The sequence below is a fragment of the Afipia sp. MLSD5-FHT05B12 genome (assembly GCF_058793355.1).
In genome coordinates this window covers 64,702-81,827 of sequence record NZ_JBXAFS010000007.1, presented here as the reverse complement: position 1 = coordinate 81,827, position 17,126 = coordinate 64,702, and the positions used below count along the sequence as shown (strand labels likewise).

Genomic DNA, 17,126 nt, shown 5'->3' with positions numbered 1-17,126 from the left:
GGAGCGATAACTTCAACCAGAATGCGTGTCGCGGCGCCTGTTCAGGCAGCAGCCCGCTTGCCGATTCCAAATGCGTCTGCCAGCAGGCTGTACGAGCGCTTGCGTGCATCGTGGTCATACGTCGCCGTGATCACCATCACCTCGTCGGCCTTGCAGGTCTCGATCAGCGGCGTGATTTTTTCCATCACTGTCTGCGCTGAACCGACGAACAACCGCGAACGGCTGCGCGCGATGCTGGCGCGCTCGGCATCGGAATACGGATAAGCCTGCGCCTCCTCGATGCTCGGCAGCGGGCGGTATTGCCCGCGGTCGCGCAGCAGGCGATTGAGATCGGCCGACGACGCCAGCCGGTCTGCCTCTTCATCCGTCTCGGCCATGATCACCGCAATCGCCAGAATGGCATACGGCGTCTCGCGCCAATTCGACGGCGTGAAGTGCGCGCGATAATGAATCATCGCATCGGCCGCATCGTGCGAGGCGAAGTGATGCGCGAACGCAAAGCCCATGCCGACCTGCGCCGCGAGCTGCGCGCTGTAGTCACTCGATCCGAGCAGCCAGATCGGCGGCAGCGGCGCATCGTCCGGCATCGCAATCACCTTGTTGTAGGGATGGCCTTCGGGAAAGTTGCGTGTTTCCCACAAGGTCAGTTCGACCAGCCGCTCGATGAAATCATCGCCGCCGCGCGGATCGAACCGCTGACGCAAGGCGTGCATCGTCGTTTGATCGGTGCCAGGCGCGCGGCCGAGACCGAGGTCGATGCGGCCGGGAAATAGAGCTTCCAGCATCTTGAAGCGCTCGGCGACCATCAGCGGCGCATGGTTCGGCAGCATCACGCCGCCGGAGCCGACGCGAATCCGTTGCGTCGCCGCGGCAATCTGCCCGATCATGATCTCGGGCGCGGGGCTCGCGACCGACGAGAGGCTGTGATGCTCGGCCAGCCAGTAGCGCGTGTAGCCGAGGCGGTCGGCATGCTTCGCCAAATCGATGCTGTTGCGCAGCGACTGGGAGGGCTTGGTACCGGTGGTGACGACCGAAAGGTCGAGAATGGAAAGCGGAGTCATGGAGCCAAATTAGTCACTCGCCTGCGCCTGACAACGCATTGCCATGGCATGCCACCCAGCCGGTCGCCAAGGTGGAGTGGGCAGATATATGACATATCGAATAAGACCGCCGGAACCTGCCCACTACGGACACGCAAATCCTGCCATAAAGTTCCATAAATGGCAGTATTATCGGCTGAATCTCGAGATTTTCGCCATCCATCTCCCCGTCTGCCGCTCATTTCCTTTCGATAAACGCCCGATATTGGGCAAATTCCCACATCAAAAGCCTGGCGGATGGGCTGTCAGGAACGCGCGGTTTCGCCTATTTTATCCGTAAAGGCGAAACGGTGACGAAGTCCGCCCCAAAGGGCGGAATGAAGGCGCACCTGGTCGCGGAAGCCGCTACCCAATCCGGCCTGCGCACCGCCGTTGAAATGTGGAGTTGAGAAGCGTGACGAGCGAAGCAACCGCCCCGGCCGGATCGCAGGGGCAAAAACGTCCGGCGATTTCCTTCGAGTTCTTCCCGCCCAAAACGGAAGAGATGGAGCGCAATCTCTGGGAAGTCATCAACCGGCTAGCGCCGCTGACGCCGAACTTCGTGTCGGTGACCTACGGCGCCGGCGGCTCGACGCGTGAACGCACCCATTCGACCATCGCGCGCATCCTCTCCGAGACCAAACTCACGCCCGCCGCGCATTTGACCTGCGTCGACGCCACCAAGGCGGACATCGACGACGTTGTCGCGCGCTATCATGACGTCGGCGTCCGTCACATCGTGGCGCTGCGCGGCGATCCGTCGAGCGGCATCGGCAATGCCTACACAGCGCATCCCGAAGGCTATCAAAGCTCCGCCGATCTCGTCGCAAGCATCAAGCGTCATCATCCCGATATGGAAGTCAGCGTCTCGGCCTATCCCGAAAAGCATCCCGAAAGCGCCACGCTCGAGGCCGACATCGACGCGCTGAAAGCCAAGGTCGATGCCGGCGCGACCCGCGCCATCACCCAGTTCTTTTTCGATAACGATCTTTACTTCCGTTATCTCGACCGCGTCCGCGCCGCAGGCATTACGATTCCGATCGTTCCGGGAATCCTGCCGGTGCAGAACTTCAAGATGGCGTCCAACTTCGCCAAGCGCGCCGGTGCATCCATGCCGGAATGGCTGTCGGCAAAATTCGAAGGCCTCGACGACGATGCCGACACCCGCCGGCTGGTTGCGGCGGCCGTTGCCGCCGGTCAGGTGCAGAAGCTCGCCAAGCATGGCGTCGAGAACTTCCATTTCTATACGATGAACCGTGCGGATCTTGTGTTCGCCATCAGCCACCTCCTGGGAATTCGCCCGGCCGGCGCGCAGAAAGCTGCCTAGTTTTCATTTGCCGTCATGCCCGGCCTTGTGCCGGGCATCCACGTCTTGGCGGCAGATGCATTTGAAGACGTGGATGGCCGGGACGAGCCCGGCCATGACGACAACAGGATGATACCGTGGTGAAGAATTCGAGTCCCATCGCTGAAAAATTCCGCGCGCTTGCCCGCGAGCGCATCCTTGTGCTCGACGGCGCGATGGGCACGATGATCCAGGGGCTTCAGTTCGACGAAGCCGCCTTTCGCGGCGAGCGCTTCAAGGATTTCCACCGCGACGTCAAAGGCAACAACGACCTGTTGATCCTGACGCAACCTCAATCGATCGAGGACATTCATTTCGCCTATCTCGACGCGGGCGCGGACATCGTCGCGACCAATACCTTCTCCTCGACCTCCATCGCGCAGGCCGACTACGATATGGTCGATCTCGCCTATGAACTGAATCGCGACGGTGCCAGGCTGGCGCGGAACGCCGCCAACCGCGCGACCGCGAAGGATGGCAAGCCGCGTTTCGTCGCCGGCGCCCTCGGTCCGACCAACCGCACCGCGTCGATCTCGCCGGATGTCGCCAATCCCGGCTACCGCGCAGTGACCTTCGACGACCTGCGTATCGCCTACAGCGAGCAGATCAACGGATTGCTCGATGGCGGCGCGGACCTGCTGCTGGTCGAAACCATTTTCGATACGCTGAACGCCAAGGCCGCGCTCTACGCCATCGCCGAAATCACCGAGGCGCGCGGCATCCATGTGCCGGTGATGGTGTCCGGCACTATCACAGATAAATCAGGCCGCCTGCTCTCCGGCCAGCTGCCGGAAGCGTTCTGGTATTCGGTGCAGCACGCCAACCCAATCACCATCGGCTTTAACTGTGCGCTCGGCGCGGAAGACCTGCGCGCGCATATCGCCGACATTGGCCGCGTTGCCGATGCGCTGGTCTGCGCCTATCCGAACGCGGGCTTGCCGAACGAATTCGGCCAGTACGACGAGAGCCCGGAGTACATGGCGCGGCTGGTCGGCGAGTTCGCACAGGCCGGTCTGGTCAATGTGGTCGGCGGCTGCTGCGGCACCACACCCGCGCACATCAAGGCGATTGCCGAAGCCTGCGCCCCGCACAAGCCGCGCATCGTTCCCGAAATCCCGCCGCTGCTGCGTCTGTCAGGCCTCGAGCCGTTCTCGCTGACCTCCGACATTCCGTTCGTCAACGTCGGCGAACGCACCAACGTCACCGGCTCGGCCCGCTTCCGCAAGCTGATCAAGAACGCCGATTACACCGCCGCCCTTCAGGTGGCGCGCGATCAGGTCGAGAACGGCGCGCAGGTCATCGACATCAACATGGATGAAGGCCTGCTGGATTCCAGGCAGGCGATGATCGAGTTCCTCAATCTGGTCGCCTCCGAACCAGACATCGCTCGCGTGCCGGTGATGATCGACTCGTCGAAATTCGACGTGATCGAGGCCGGCCTGAAGTGTGTGCAGGGCAAGCCGATCGTCAACTCGATCTCCATGAAGGAAGGCGTCGACAAGTTCCTGCATGAAGCAGGGATCGCACGCCGCCACGGCGCTGCAGTGGTCGTGATGGCGTTCGATGAGGTCGGACAGGCGGACACCTATGAGCGCAAGATCGAGATCTGCAAGCGCGCCTACGATCTCCTTATCGAGAAGCTCGATTTCCCGCCGCAGGACATCATCTTCGATCCGAACGTGTTCGCCATCGCCACCGGCCTCGAAGAACATAATAATTACGGCGTCGATTTCATCGAGGCCACGCGCTGGATCCGGCAGAACCTGCCGCATGCGCATATTTCCGGCGGCGTCTCGAATCTGTCGTTCTCGTTCCGCGGCAACGAGCCGGTGCGCGAGGCGATGCATTCGGTGTTCCTGTATCACGCCATCAAGGCCGGCATGGACATGGGCATCGTCAACGCCGGACAGATGGTGATCTATGACGACATTGATCCCGAACTGCGCCAGGTCTGCGAAGATACCATTCTCAATCGCGATCCCGGCGCATCGGAGCGTTTGCTGGAGCTGGCGGAAAAATTCCGCGGCCAGGAAAAGCAGGTCAAGGAACAGGATCTTGCCTGGCGTGAATGGCCGGTGGAGAAGCGCCTGAGCCACGCGCTGGTCAACGGCATCACCGAATATATTGACGCCGACACCGAAGCTGCACGCCTCACGGTGGAGCGGCCACTACATGTGATCGAAGGCCCGTTGATGGACGGCATGAACGTCGTCGGCGACCTGTTCGGCGCCGGCAAGATGTTCCTGCCGCAGGTGGTGAAGTCCGCGCGCGTGATGAAGCAGGCGGTCGCTTATCTGATGCCGTTCATGGAAGAAGAAAAAGCGCGCAATCAGGCCGCTGGCATTGCTGGCGACGGACGCAACTCCGCCGGCAAGATCGTGCTTGCCACCGTAAAGGGCGACGTCCACGACATCGGCAAGAACATCGTCGGCATCGTGCTTCAGTGCAACAACTTCGAGGTCGTCGATCTCGGCGTCATGGTGCCCGCCGCCAGGATCATTGAGACGGCAAAGGCCGAGAATGCCGATATCATCGGTCTCTCCGGCCTGATTACGCCCTCGCTGGATGAGATGGTGTTCATGGCCTCCGAACTGGAGCGCCAGGGCCTTGATCTTCCGTTGCTGATTGGCGGCGCGACCACCAGCCGCGTGCATACTGCTGTTAAGATCGATCCCGCCTACAAGCGCGGGCCCGTCGTGCATGTCAACGACGCCAGCCGCGCGGTCGGCGTGGCATCGTCATTGCTGTCACCGGAAAAGCGCGAGGAATATGCCCGCGAGGTGCGCGCCGATTATTTGAAGATCTCGAATGCCCACTACAAGGCGCAGCAGGACAAGAAGCGTCTCTCGCTGGAAGCCGCGCGCGCCAATGCGCACCAGATCGACTGGTCAAAGACCCAGCCGAAGAAGCCCGCGTTCATCGGCATCAAGAGCTTCAGCGATTACTCACTCGAGGAACTCGCCGAATTCATCGACTGGACGCCGTTCTTCCAGACGTGGGAACTGACCGGACGCTTCCCGGCTATTCTGGACGATCCGAAGGTCGGCGAAGCCGCGCGCGCTCTCTATGACGATGCCCGCAAGATGCTCGACCGCATCGTCAAGGAAAACTGGTTCAAGGCGACGGCCACCATCGGATTCTGGCCGGCCAATGCGGAAGGTGACGACATCGTTCTCTACAGCGACGAGGCGCGCACCAAGCCGCTGACCACGCTGCACACGCTTCGCCAGCAGCTTGAAAAACGCGAGGGCCGCAAGAACGTCGCGCTGTCGGATTTCATTGCACCGATTTCGAGCGGCGTGCCTGATTACATCGGCATGTTCGTAGTCACGGCGGGCATCGGCGAGGACGTGATCGCGGATCGCTTCAAGAACGCCAACGATGATTACTCTTCCATTCTGGTGAAGGCGCTGGCGGATCGCCTGGCAGAAGCTTTCGCCGAACGGATGCATCAGCGCGTGCGCAAGGAGTTCTGGGGCTACGCGCCGGATGAAGCACTCAAGACCGACGAACTGATCCTCGAACAGTATGCCGGCATCCGCCCGGCGCCGGGCTATCCCGCGCAGCCCGATCACACCGAGAAGGCGACGCTGTTCCGCCTGCTCGATGCGGAGCGCACCGCGGGCGTGACGCTGACCGAGAGTTTTGCGATGTGGCCGGGCTCCTCGGTGTCGGGCCTCTATTTCAGCCATCCGGAAAGCTATTACTTCGGCGTCGGCAAGATCGAACGCGATCAGGTCGAGGACTATGCCGAGCGCAAGGGAATGAAGCCTGAGGAAATCGAACGCTGGCTGGCGCCGATTCTGAACTACATTCCCTCGCGCGATGCACGGCCCGAGTCCGAGGAGCCGGATGTCGCGACACTGCCGCTGGCGAAGCATCCACCGGGCTGCGGCTGCGCGATGCATCTGCGGATGAACAGCAAACCGGTGGCGAGCGCCATCGCGCGTTGAAGTTGATTCAACTTCGCTGAATCTACCGCTTGATGCTGCGCGGTCGTTGATCGCGTGATGTTGATATGTTCCCGGTCCGCGCGTGAAACTCACGCGCGTGTGACATCAATTATTGTGTAACCCGGAACAGCCTCCTGCATGAGACGTTGGTGCGCCGCCAGCCCCCCTCAACCTCACAAAAGGAGAGACCATGAAAAAGGTGAGCTTTTTCGCCGCTGCTGCGGCTGTAACCGCTCTGGTCGCCACCCCGGCACTCGCACAGGACACGGCTAAGCCGCGCGCCGCGATGCATGGCAAGAGCGACAAAGCCAAACAGATCAGGCCCATGAAGCACAGTTCCACCAAGCACATGAAGCACAGTGCCCGTATGCAGAGCCGTGACGGAGTCTACATGCGCTCGGCCTCGCAAGATCGCGGGTGGGAGAACCGCGACACCGGTTTCCGGCCGGGGAATGTTGTGGCTGGCGCGGTGGGAACCGCGGGGGCCGTCGCAGCGACCGCTGTCGGCACCGCCGGTGCCATCGCAACCGCGCCATTCGGCGGGCCGTATCGCGACAGCTATGCCTATGGTCCGGGCTACGTGGATGCTTACGCCTACAACGGCGTAGCGATACCGTATTCTTCGAACTATGCGGCGCGAAACGGCTTCGTCTGTCAGCCCGGCACCTTCATCAAGGGCACGCGGACCCTGTGTCAGTAACGGTTTGATCGCGGTTTAAATTGAACAAACAAGCGGTGGCCGGAGCCATCCGGCCACCGCTTTCGCATGTCAGCTCGGCGGCGCCAGCGGCTGCACGATATCCTGAAATGGCTGCAACGCTTCGCAGGTCTCCGCATGGCGATCGAGCGCGGGATAGCGCGCCGCATCGAACAATCCGGCATGGGCTTCCCGCGTGAACCGAATCACGCAGGCCACCGCGATGTCGGCATGGGTGATGTCGTCGCCGAACCAGAACCGCGTCTTGTGCCGCATGCGGTCTTCTTCAAGGCTAGCAAACACGCCGGCGATCTGCGACCGGCACCGCTCGACCCAGCGCTTCGATTCCTCGCCGCGCAGCACACGCTCATAAAGCAGACTCACGGCCTTGTCGCCGAGGCCGGTGGCAAGCGCACAGATGTGCAACACCTCGCGCCGGACGTGGCCGCAGTCGGGGATCAGCGCCCGCGACGGGCCGGAAATCTCGTCAAGAAAATCCAGGATGGCCGTGCTCTCGATCAGCACCTCGCCGTCGTCCAGCACCAGCGTCGGCACGCGCATCAGCGGATTGTAGAGTGCGATCTTCTCAGCGTCACCGAAGGTCGACCATGGCGTGTGTTCGAACGGAATGCCGTAGAACCTCAACGCGAGCGCGACTCGCCGCACAAAGGGAGAATCGTATTGGCCGATCAGATTCATCAAGGTGGTCTCCGCCGCAAAATTGCGAACGCGATTACACCCGGCGAGATACCCGATTGGCAAGCATGTTTGCGGCATTGCTGGGTATCGCCACGACGCATGCGCTCCCTCTCCCCATAGCGCGTCGCAGATGCGCGTAAACGCGCCCTACGGAAGGGCGAGGATTTGAACTCCGCTTTCGATAATCTGAACTCAGTCTTCGACGAAATCGAAAGCGAACATGCCCTTCACCGCCTGCGACCAGCCTTTCAGTTTGCGCAATGGTGTCCTCTGCCGGCCGGTTTCGATCACGTGCCCCGGCAATCCGCAGGTGATCTGCCAGTAAGAAAGAGTCAGTTGGAGGTCATGGCGGCTGGAGTTTTCTCCGACCGCCATTTTGTGATTTATGCCATGAAGCTGACGCGGCCGGTCGCGAGATCCTGCATCGCGCCGACGATGCGAAGCTGGCCCGCCTTGACCAGGCTTTTGATCACGGGGCTTTTCGCCGTCAGTGTTGCCATGCCCATCCTGACATTGGTTTCGGCCACTGTTTGGACGAAGGCGGCATTCTTCGAGGTTCGTTCGCCGCTGGCCTTGCTCGCCGTCACGGCCGGCTGGATATGAGCGAGCGTCGCCGTCAGATGACCCAGCTTAACATGATCGATGGCGCCCTTGATGGCGCCGCAGTCGCTATGTCCGAGCACCACAATGACCCGCGCGCCAACAACCTTGGTCGCATATTCCAGACTGCCGATGAAATCCGTGTTGATGAAGTTGCCTGCCACTCGGGTGCAGAAAACGTCGCCGATCCGCTGATCGAAAACAAGCTCGGGCGGCACGCGCGAATCCATGCAGCCGACGATGGCGGCGAACGGAGCCTGCGACTTCGAGGTTTCCCGGGCCTGCTGCATCAGGTCACAATTGATGGTCTTGCCGGCGACGAAGCGCTCGTTGCCGACCTTGAGCCGCGCCAGCGCTTCGTCCGGGCTGAGGGCGTGCTGGCGGTCGCTGGTCATGACGGCGCAGGCTGCCTCCACGGCGCGGGCACTGTTCGATGCAAATGATGAAACGAGGGCGACTGAAGCGCAGGTGCAAAACGCTCGGCGGTGCAGCATGAGGACGTCTCCCTGAAAATGCCTTTCTGAACTTCCTTGCAAACAAGAGTACGCCGCGATGGCGGCGGACGCCACACTTGGGTCCAAACCGTTAAGAAAATACAATCGCGGTTGCGATAAATCGCTTCAAGCCGCTGTTCGATGTCCGCCTATTCCTCGCCTGGATCGCTCGCCAGCACGCCCTTCACCGCCTGCGACCAGCCCTTGAGTTTGCGCGTGCGCGTCGCTTCCGACATGTTCGGCTTGAATCGCCGCTCCAGCCGCCATGAATCCGCAAACCGCGCGGGCTCTGGATAGACGCCCGCGCCAAGACCGGCGAGATAAGCCGCGCCCAGCGCCGTGGTTTCCTGAATCATCGGCCGGTCCACCGGCGCGTTGAGCAGATCCGCGAGGCGCTGCATGGTCCAGTCGGAGGCAGTCATGCCGCCGTCGACGCGCAGCACGGTGTTGGTCTCTTTCGCCTCCGGCCAGTCGGCGCGCATCGCCGCCCACAGATCGTAGGTCTGGTAACACACGCTCTCCAGCACGGCATGCGCCAGCTCGGCGGGACCGGTGTTGCGGGTCAGGCCGAACAGCGCGCCGCGCACGCGCGGATTCCAGTATGGCGCGCCAAGGCCGACAAAGGCCGGCACCAGATAGACCGACTGCATGGTGTCGTTTTCATCCGCGAGCGGTCCGGTCTCGCTGGCATGCTTGATCAGGCCTAGTCCATCGCGCAGCCACTGCACCGCAGACCCCGCGACAAAGATCGAACCCTCCAGCGCATAGGTGCGCTGGCCGTTCAACTGATAGGCGATGGTCGTCAGCAGCTTGTTCTTCGACGCAACGGCCGTGGTGCCGGTGTTGAGCAGCGCGAAACAGCCGGTGCCGTAGGTCGATTTCATCATGCCCGGCGTGAAACACGCCTGCCCGATGGTGGCCGCCTGTTGGTCGCCGGCGATACCGCGCACGGCGATCGAACCGCCGAGCAGTTCCGGAACGGTGGCTCCGAAACTCGCTGAGGAATCGCGCACATCCGGCAGCATCGAGCGCGGCACCCGCAAGAGCTTTAGCAGATCATCGTCCCACTCGCCCTTGTGGATGTTGAACAGCAGCGTGCGCGAGGCATTGGTGGCGTCGGTGGCGTGGACCTTGCCGCCGGTCAGCCGCCACAAGAGATACGAGTCCACCGTGCCGAACATCAGTTCACCGCGCTCGGCCCGTTCCCGCGCGCCGGGGACATGGTCGAGAATCCATGCCACTTTCGTACCGGAGAAATACGGATCGATAATGAGACCGGTGCGGGCGCTGATCAGCGGCTCGTGGCCTTCCGCTTTCAGTCTGGCGCATATCTCCGCCGTGCGCCGGTCCTGCCAGACGATGGCGCGATGCACTGCGTGGCCGGTGGCGCGGTCCCACACCACTGTGGTCTCCCGCTGGTTGGTAATGCCGATGGCGGCGATATCGGACGCGGCGACGTTGGCCTTGTTCATCGCTTCGCGGCAGGTCGCGAGCGTCGAAGTCCAGATATCCTCGGGCTCGTGCTCGACCCAGCCGGAGGCCGGAAAATGCTGCTGGAATTCCAGCTGGGCCTGGGCCGCGATGGAAATGTCCGAACGGAAGACGATGGCGCGCGACGATGTCGTGCCTTGATCGATCGCCAGAATATGGGACGCCATGCCGTTTCCTCGAATGCTTTTCGTTTTGGTTTCGAAACGCAAACAAAGCGATTACGCGGGCGGGCGTCAATATCAACGTCATTCCGGGGCGCGAGCCCTAGCGAGCGAACCTGGAATCCAGCGGATTGGTGCGATGAATTCTTCTGGATTCCGGATCAGCCCGCTCCGCGGGCCGTCCGGAATGACGAGTGAGGCAGATAAGGAGGACTTACACTGCTGCCGTGGTGACACCGCCGTCGATCACGATGGTCTGGCCGGTCATGAAGGTCGAGGCGTCGGAAGCGAGATAGACCACCGCCCCTGCAATCTCGTGCGGCTCGCCAATCCGGCGCAGCGGCGTGGTCGCAGTGCGGCGTTTGAGGTTGTCCTGATCCTCCCACAGCGCGCGGGCGAAATCAGTTTTGACGAGACCCGGCGCGATGCAATTGACCCGCACGTTCTTCGGGCCCCACTCGCCGGCCAGACTGCGCGCCAGCGAGAAATCCGCCGCTTTCGAGATACCGTAGGCGCCGATCACGGTCGAACCGCGCAGGCCGCCGATCGATGAGATGATGACCACCGACCCGCCGCCGCGTTCGGCCATCCTCGGCATCGCCTGCTTGCAGAGCCAGATATTGCTCTTGATGTTGGCCCCCATGATCTTGTCAAAGGCCTCATCCGCGATGTCGAGCAACGGACCATAATACGGATTCACCGCCGCGTTGCAGACCAGAATATCGATCTGGCCGTAGTGCTTCACGGTGCCGCTGATCAGCGCATCGACTTCCTCGCGGCGGCTGATGTTGCAGGCGATGACGTGGGCGTCACCGCCCTCCTTGCGGATGGCGTCTGCAACAGTCTCGCAGGCGTCGGCCTTGCGGCTGGAGACGACAACCTTCGCCCCCATCCGCGCCAGCAATTCCGCCGAGGCGCGGCCAATGCCGCGGCTCGAGCCCGTAACGACAGCCACTTTCCCTGCCAGATCGAATGGCGATTTGGTCATGGCCGCATCTCCAGCTTTTCAAATCAGACCAGATTGCCCACTTCGCTGACGCGGCGCAGGTGATAGTCGGTATCGCCGAAGGTGCTCTCGATCATGGTCAGCCGCTTGAAGTAGTGGCCGATCTTGAGCTCCATGGTCATGCCGACGCCGCCATGAAGCTGGATCGCCTGCTGTCCGACGAACTTCAGCGACTTGCCGATCTGCACCTTCGCTGCTGCGACCGCCTTCTCGCGCTCCTTGGCATCCTGGAAATCGGACGCCATGGACGCGAAGATCGACATGCTGCGTGCCTGTTCCAGCGCCACGAACATGTCCGCTGCGCGGTGCTGCAAGGTCTGGAACTGGCCGATCGCCACGCCAAACTGCTTGCGGGTCTTGAGATATTCGACGGTCGATTTCAGCGACTCGTCCATCGCACCGACAGCTTCGGCGCACAGGGCGACCCGCGCCTCGTCGACCACGCGCTCGACCAGCGGCAGACCGTTCTCCGGATCGCCGATCGCGGCGTCCGCGCCGACCTCGACGCCCTCAAACCGGATATCCGCAGCACGCATGCCGTCCTGGGTCGGATAACCCTTGATGGTGACGCCCTTGGCGTTGGCCGGCACCAGGAAGACACCGATGCCGCTGCGATCACGCTGGCCACCCTTGGTGCGCGCGGTCACGATCAGCGTATCCGCCGTTTCACCCTGCAGCACGACGAACTTCTCGCCGTCGATGATCCAGCCCGCGCCCTTCTTCTTCGCAGTCGTGGTGACGTCAGCGAGATTGTAGCGCGAGTTCTTCTCGAGCTGTGCGAAGGCCAGCGTCTTGCTGCCGTCGATGATCGAGGGAATATGCGCGGCCTTCTGTTCGGCGGAGCCGCCGTGACGAAGGAAGCCGCCGCCGAGCACCACGGTAGCGAGATACGGCTCGAGCAACAGCGCCCGTCCCAGCGCTTCCATCACGATCGAGGTTTCCACCGCGCCGGCGCCGAAACCGCCATCGTCTTCCGAAAACGGCAGGCCGAGCAGGCCCTGCTCCGCCAGCTTGTTCCAGACCGTCTTGCTCCAGCCGCCCTTTTCCTTGGCGTACTTCTTGCGTTGATCGAAATCGTAAGAGTCAGCCAGCAAGCCCTCGACGCTATCTTTCAGGAGCCGCTGCTCCTCGGACAAATCAAAATCCATTATCTGCCTCCAATTGCACCCGGCTATTCGCCGGCGCATCAACAAAACAAATCGTCATGCCCGTGCTTGTCACGGGCATCCACGTCTTCCTGTCCCGAAGCAAGACGTGGATGGCCGGGTCAAGCCCGGCCATGACGGCATATGATTGTCCCTCTCCCCGCAAGAGCAGGGCGGGGGAGAAGCCTTACAGACCCAGCACGGCCTTGGTGATGATGTTGCGCTGAATCTCGTTCGAGCCTCCGTAGATGGAGACCTTGCGATAGTTGAAGTAGCCCGGCGCGACGTGGGTCGCCCAGCTTGCTTCCTCGTTGCTCTTATCGTCTTCGTCCGCGTAAGGCAGCGCGAATGGGCCAGTGATTTCGAGCAGCAGTTCGGTGATGGTCTGCTGAATCTCCGAACCCTTGATCTTAAGGGTCGAGGATGCCGGGTCGGGCTTGCCCTTGCCGTTCTTGCTTTCGTTGGCGACGACGCGCATCTGCGTCAATTCGAGCGCCTTCAGCTCGATTTCCACGGCCGCGAGCTTCTCGCGGAAACGGGAATCCTGAATCAGCGGCTTGCCGTCCGACTCGACCTTGGACGCAAGATCGCGGATGCGGCGGACACGCTCCTTCGACATGCCGACGCGTGCGATGTTGGTGCGCTCATTGCCGAGCAGGAACTTGGCGTAATCCCAGCCCTTGTTTTCCTGGCCGACGAGATTTTCGACCGGCACCTCGACGTCATCGAAGAACACCTCGTTGACCTCAAAGCCGCCGTCGATGGTCTGAATCGGACGCACGGTGACGCCGCGCGACTTCATGTCGAACAGGATGAACGAGATGCCTTCCTGCTTCTTGGCATCCGGATTGGTGCGGCAAAGGCAAAAGATCCAGTCGGCATGCTGCGCCAGCGTAGTCCAGGTCTTCTGACCGTTGATGACGTAGACGTCCCCCTTGCGCTTGGCGGTGGTCTTCAGCGAGGCGAGGTCGGAACCCGCACCCGGCTCGGAGAAGCCCTGGCACCACCAGTCGTCGAGATTGGCGATGCGCGGCAGGTAATGTTTCTTTTGCTCTTCATTGCCGAAGGTGTAGATCACCGGTCCGACCATGTTGACGCCGAACGGCAGCGGCGACGGCGCGGGAGCCGACTGCAACTCCTCGAGGAAGATGTACTGCTGCACCGGCGACCAGCCCGTGCCGCCGTACTCCTTCGGCCAGTGCGGCACCGCCCATCCCTTCTTGTTCAGGATGCGCTGCCAGGCGACCATGTCTTCCTTGCTGGTATGGCGGCCTTCCACCAGTTTCTGGCGGATGTCGGCGGGAAGGCTTTCCTTGAAGAAGGTCCGCACTTCATCGCGAAACGCCAGTTCTTCCTTGCTGAAACTGAGATCCATTGGACCCTCCTGAAATTCAAAAACGATAGTCCGGACAATCGATCGTCTCTTCACCTCCCCGTGGGGAGAGGCCGATGCACGAAGTGCATCGGTGAGGGGGGCCGATCCATCGATAGCACCCTCACCCCAACCCTCTCCCCACCGGGAGAGGGAGTGCATTGTGTTTGCGGCGACGTTCTTACTGCAGGATCTCGAACAGACCGGCAGCACCCATGCCGCCGCCGACGCACATCGTCACCACGCCGTACTTCGCCTTGCGGCGGCGGCCTTCGACAAGAACGTGGCCCGCGAGGCGCGAACCGGTCATGCCGTAGGGATGACCGACCGAAATCGCGCCACCGTTGACGTTGAGCTTTTCCGGGTCGATGCCGAGCTTGTCGCGGCAATAGAGTGCCTGCACCGCGAAGGCTTCGTTCAACTCCCAAATGCCGATGTCCTCGATCTTGAGGCCGTGACGCTTGAGCAGCCGCGGAATCGCGAAAACGGGACCGATGCCCATTTCGTCCGGCTCGCAGCCCGCGGCAACGAAGCCGCGGAAGATGCCGAGCGGCTTGAGGCCCTTCTTCGCCGCGAGCTTGTCGCTCATGACGACCTGCGCACTCGCGCCGTCCGACAACTGGCTGGCGTTACCGGCAGTAACGCAACCGCCCTCGATCACCGGCTTCAGGCTCGCAAGACCCTCCGCGGTAGTCTCGGGGCGCGGACCCTCGTCCTGAGAGATCGTGATATCCTTGTAGGACACTTCCTTGGTGTTCTTGTCGACCACCGCCATCTTGGTGGTCATCGGCGCGATTTCTTCCTTGAAGCGTCCGCCCTGCATGGCCGACGCGGTGCGGCGCTGGCTTTCCAGGCCGAACTCGTCCTGCTTCTCGCGCGAGATGCCATAGCGCTTCGCCACCACTTCAGCGGTGTTGAGCATCGACATGTAGACATCGCCCTTGATCGCGACCAGTTCGGGATCGACCGCATGGAACTTGTTGATATGATCGTTCTGCACGAGGCTGATCGATTCACCGCCGCCCGCGACGGCCACTTCGACGCCGTCATACATGATCGATCGCGCTGCGAGCGCAATGGCCTGCAGACCCGAGGAACACTGGCGGTCGATGGTGGTGCCGGCGACCGACACTGGCAAACCCGCACGCAGCGCGGCCTTGCGCGCGATGTTGCCGCCGGTGGTGCCCTGCTGCATGGCGGCGCCCATCACCACGTCCTCGATCTCGGCGCCGTCGATGCCGGCGCGCTTCACGGCGTGCTCGATCGCATGGCCGAGCAGCGTCGCGCCTTCGGTGTTGTTGAAAGCGCCGCGATAGGCCTTGCCGATCGGGGTACGGGCGGTGGAAACGATAACGGCTTCGGTCATGAGCGACCTCCTGTTGCAAGTTTGGGTTGTTGCGTTTGATGACGTTGCTGATTGCGTAGTTCGTGACGAGAGAGTTTTCCGACGCTGGTGCGCGGCAGTTCCTTCATGAATTCGACAGCGACCGGCAATTCGTGCTTGCCAAGCTTTCCGGTGAGGAACGCGCGCAATTCCTCGATGGTGAACGGCTCTGCGCCCGCGCGCAGCGTCACGAACGCCTTGGACGCTTCGCCGCGATAATCGTCGGGAATGCCTATCACAATGACTTCCTGAACCGACGGGTGGGTGTAGATAGCCTGCTCGATCATCTGCGGATAGACGTTGAAACCGCCGGAGATGATCATGTCCTTCTTGCGGTCCACCAGATAGAAATATCCGTCACTATCCATATAACCAATGTCGCCGGTCAGGAAACGATCGCCGACGAAGGCCTCGGCGGTCTCCATCTCGCGATTCCAGTATCCTTTGGTGACGTTCGGACCGCTGATGCGGATTTCGCCCGTTTCACCGACCGGCATCACCTTCTTCGGATCGTCCAGCGAGACCACATCCATCTCGATACCGGGTAGCATCAGTCCGATCGATCCCGGCTTCTCCGGGCCTTCCGGCGGATGGCCGGTACCGGGCGAACAGGTCTCGGTCATGCCCCACCCGCTTTTCAAGGCGAGCTTGGTCTTGCGCTCGAACACCTTGGCGACTTCAACCGGCAGCGGCGCGCCGCCGGAACCTGCGAAAGCCAGCGATGACAGGTCGCGCTTGTCGAGATCGGGCAGGCTGGCGATGGCGATCCACATGGTCGGCACGCCGGGGAACGCGGTGGCGCGCTTCACTTCGATGTCGCGCATCACGGCATCGAGATCGAACCGCTGATGCAGCGAGATCAGGTCGCCGTTCTTCAATGTGCGCAGCAGAACGACGGTGAGCGCATAGATATGAAACAGCGGCAAAACGAGAATGACGCGCTCGGTGGTGTTACGCTCGGCCTTCTGCTTCGCGCCCCACACATCATAGATCGAGACCGCCGAGGTTAGATTGCCGTGGGTGAGCATTGCGCCCTTCGGCAATCCGGTGGTGCCACCGGTATATTGCAGCAGCGCGATGTCGTCGGCACTGACGTCGGGCCACTTTGCGGGCCGCTGCGCCTCCTTGACGAAATCCTTGAAAGTCACGATCGCCGGACTGGACGGGATCGCGGACTGCGGATTGCCGACATCGCCCCAGGTCTGGTCCTCGCAGACGATCAGCTTGTCGAGCAGGCCCTTCTCCAGGAATTTCAGCGCCGTCGGCAGCAAAGTCGCGAGACTGCTGGTGACCAGAATGCGCGCGCCGGAGTCTTTCAGCTTGTGGGTGAGCGCGATCTCGCCGTCGAGCGGGCTGAGATGCACCACGCGCGCGCCCGCCTTGAGCGCGCCGAAGAAATTCACCGGATGATCCGGCGAATTTCCCAGAAACAGCGCAATCGACGATCCCTTGCCATAGCCGGCGCGAAGAAACGCCGACGCGGCAACATCCACCCTCCCTTGCAACGCATCGAAGGAAATGGGCCGGTCGCGGAACTCGATCGCGATGCGCGATCCGAAGTCCGCGGCCGCCTTCGACAATAAATCCGGAAGAGTGCCGCGCGGGATCGGTGAATCCCAGCGCACACCCTCCGGATAAAATTGTTCGCCGGGATGAGTCATGATTGGCACGCCTTGGATAGCGAGCGATGCGCAGCGTCT

Annotated in this window: 13 protein-coding genes; 3 read left to right on the top strand and 10 right to left on the bottom strand. The window is 61.8% G+C overall.

Annotated features, from left to right (window positions below):
- Nucleotides 1-41: 41 nt before the first annotated feature.
- Nucleotides 42-1,061 (bottom strand): LLM class flavin-dependent oxidoreductase, encoded by a 1,020-nt coding sequence (locus AC1Q6J_RS11805; RefSeq protein WP_492279514.1) that lies wholly within the window; start codon nt 1,059-1,061, stop codon nt 42-44.
- A 433-nt stretch (nt 1,062-1,494) separates the two neighbouring features.
- On the opposite strand from AC1Q6J_RS11805, the gene metF reads away from it, so the two are divergent.
- From metF to AC1Q6J_RS11790, 3 genes are all read left to right on the top strand, one after another.
- A complete protein-coding gene (gene metF, locus AC1Q6J_RS11800; RefSeq protein WP_492279513.1) occupies nt 1,495-2,406 on the top strand; it encodes a methylenetetrahydrofolate reductase [NAD(P)H] in 912 nt (303 codons plus the stop codon).
- Between the two features lie 116 nt (nt 2,407-2,522).
- Nucleotides 2,523-6,377 carry a methionine synthase gene (metH, locus tag AC1Q6J_RS11795; protein WP_492279512.1) on the top strand — a complete coding sequence of 1,285 codons (3,855 nt, stop codon included), beginning with the start codon at nt 2,523-2,525 and terminating at the stop codon, nt 6,375-6,377.
- 190 nt (nt 6,378-6,567) lie between these two features.
- Complete coding sequence (locus AC1Q6J_RS11790; RefSeq protein WP_492279511.1) at nt 6,568-7,077, top strand: hypothetical protein; 510 nt, start codon at nt 6,568-6,570, stop codon at nt 7,075-7,077.
- Nucleotides 7,078-7,146: 69 nt separating this feature from the next.
- On the opposite strand, the gene AC1Q6J_RS11785 is transcribed toward AC1Q6J_RS11790, so the two are convergent.
- The 9 genes from AC1Q6J_RS11785 to pimA all read right to left on the bottom strand — a co-directional run bounded on the left by AC1Q6J_RS11785 (nt 7,147) and on the right by pimA (nt 17,087).
- Nucleotides 7,147-7,773, bottom strand: a complete 627-nt coding sequence (locus tag AC1Q6J_RS11785; RefSeq protein WP_492279510.1) for a glutathione S-transferase family protein — start codon at nt 7,771-7,773, stop codon at nt 7,147-7,149.
- Nucleotides 7,774-7,965: 192 nt separating this feature from the next.
- Nucleotides 7,966-8,148, bottom strand: coding sequence for a hypothetical protein (locus AC1Q6J_RS11780; protein WP_492279509.1), 183 nt, complete (start codon nt 8,146-8,148; stop codon nt 7,966-7,968).
- An 8-nt stretch (nt 8,149-8,156) separates the two neighbouring features.
- Nucleotides 8,157-8,867: a carbonic anhydrase family protein gene (locus tag AC1Q6J_RS11775; RefSeq protein WP_492279508.1), complete on the bottom strand. Its 711-nt coding sequence runs from the start codon at nt 8,865-8,867 to the stop codon at nt 8,157-8,159.
- Nucleotides 8,868-9,016: 149 nt separating this feature from the next.
- Nucleotides 9,017-10,525, bottom strand: coding sequence for a glycerol kinase GlpK (glpK, locus tag AC1Q6J_RS11770; protein WP_492279507.1), 1,509 nt, complete (start codon nt 10,523-10,525; stop codon nt 9,017-9,019).
- A 208-nt stretch (nt 10,526-10,733) separates the two neighbouring features.
- On the bottom strand, nt 10,734-11,507 hold the full coding sequence (locus AC1Q6J_RS11765; RefSeq protein ID WP_492279506.1) for an SDR family NAD(P)-dependent oxidoreductase: 774 nt from the start codon (nt 11,505-11,507) through the stop codon (nt 10,734-10,736).
- 23 nt (nt 11,508-11,530) lie between these two features.
- Entirely contained in the window at nt 11,531-12,673 is a 1,143-nt protein-coding gene (gene pimD / locus AC1Q6J_RS11760) for a pimeloyl-CoA dehydrogenase small subunit (protein ID WP_492279505.1), read from the bottom strand.
- 184 nt (nt 12,674-12,857) lie between these two features.
- A complete protein-coding gene (gene pimC / locus AC1Q6J_RS11755) occupies nt 12,858-14,045 on the bottom strand; it encodes a pimeloyl-CoA dehydrogenase large subunit (RefSeq protein ID WP_492279504.1) in 1,188 nt (395 codons plus the stop codon).
- 178 nt (nt 14,046-14,223) lie between these two features.
- Nucleotides 14,224-15,408, bottom strand: coding sequence for an acetyl-CoA C-acyltransferase (locus AC1Q6J_RS11750; protein WP_492279503.1), 1,185 nt, complete (start codon nt 15,406-15,408; stop codon nt 14,224-14,226).
- Nucleotides 15,405-17,087 (bottom strand): dicarboxylate--CoA ligase PimA, encoded by a 1,683-nt coding sequence (gene pimA / locus AC1Q6J_RS11745; RefSeq protein WP_492279502.1) that lies wholly within the window; start codon nt 17,085-17,087, stop codon nt 15,405-15,407. The genes AC1Q6J_RS11750 and pimA overlap by 4 nt, the downstream gene beginning before the upstream one ends.
- Nucleotides 17,088-17,126: the final 39 nt, after the last annotated feature.

Coding starts and splice junctions, on each gene's coding strand:
- AC1Q6J_RS11805 (WP_492279514.1), bottom strand. CDS start 1,061: ATGACTCCGCTTTCCATTCTCGACCTTTCGGTCGTCACCACCGGTACC.
- AC1Q6J_RS11790 (WP_492279511.1), top strand. CDS start 6,568: ATGAAAAAGGTGAGCTTTTTCGCCGCTGCTGCGGCTGTAACCGCTCTG.
- AC1Q6J_RS11785 (WP_492279510.1), bottom strand. CDS start 7,773: ATGAATCTGATCGGCCAATACGATTCTCCCTTTGTGCGGCGAGTCGCG.
- AC1Q6J_RS11780 (WP_492279509.1), bottom strand. CDS start 8,148: ATGGCGGTCGGAGAAAACTCCAGCCGCCATGACCTCCAACTGACTCTT.
- AC1Q6J_RS11775 (WP_492279508.1), bottom strand. CDS start 8,867: ATGCTGCACCGCCGAGCGTTTTGCACCTGCGCTTCAGTCGCCCTCGTT.
- glpK (WP_492279507.1), bottom strand. CDS start 10,525: ATGGCGTCCCATATTCTGGCGATCGATCAAGGCACGACATCGTCGCGC.
- AC1Q6J_RS11765 (WP_492279506.1), bottom strand. CDS start 11,507: ATGACCAAATCGCCATTCGATCTGGCAGGGAAAGTGGCTGTCGTTACG.
- pimD (WP_492279505.1), bottom strand. CDS start 12,673: ATGGATTTTGATTTGTCCGAGGAGCAGCGGCTCCTGAAAGATAGCGTC.
- pimC (WP_492279504.1), bottom strand. CDS start 14,045: ATGGATCTCAGTTTCAGCAAGGAAGAACTGGCGTTTCGCGATGAAGTG.
- AC1Q6J_RS11750 (WP_492279503.1), bottom strand. CDS start 15,408: ATGACCGAAGCCGTTATCGTTTCCACCGCCCGTACCCCGATCGGCAAG.
- pimA (WP_492279502.1), bottom strand. CDS start 17,087: ATGACTCATCCCGGCGAACAATTTTATCCGGAGGGTGTGCGCTGGGAT.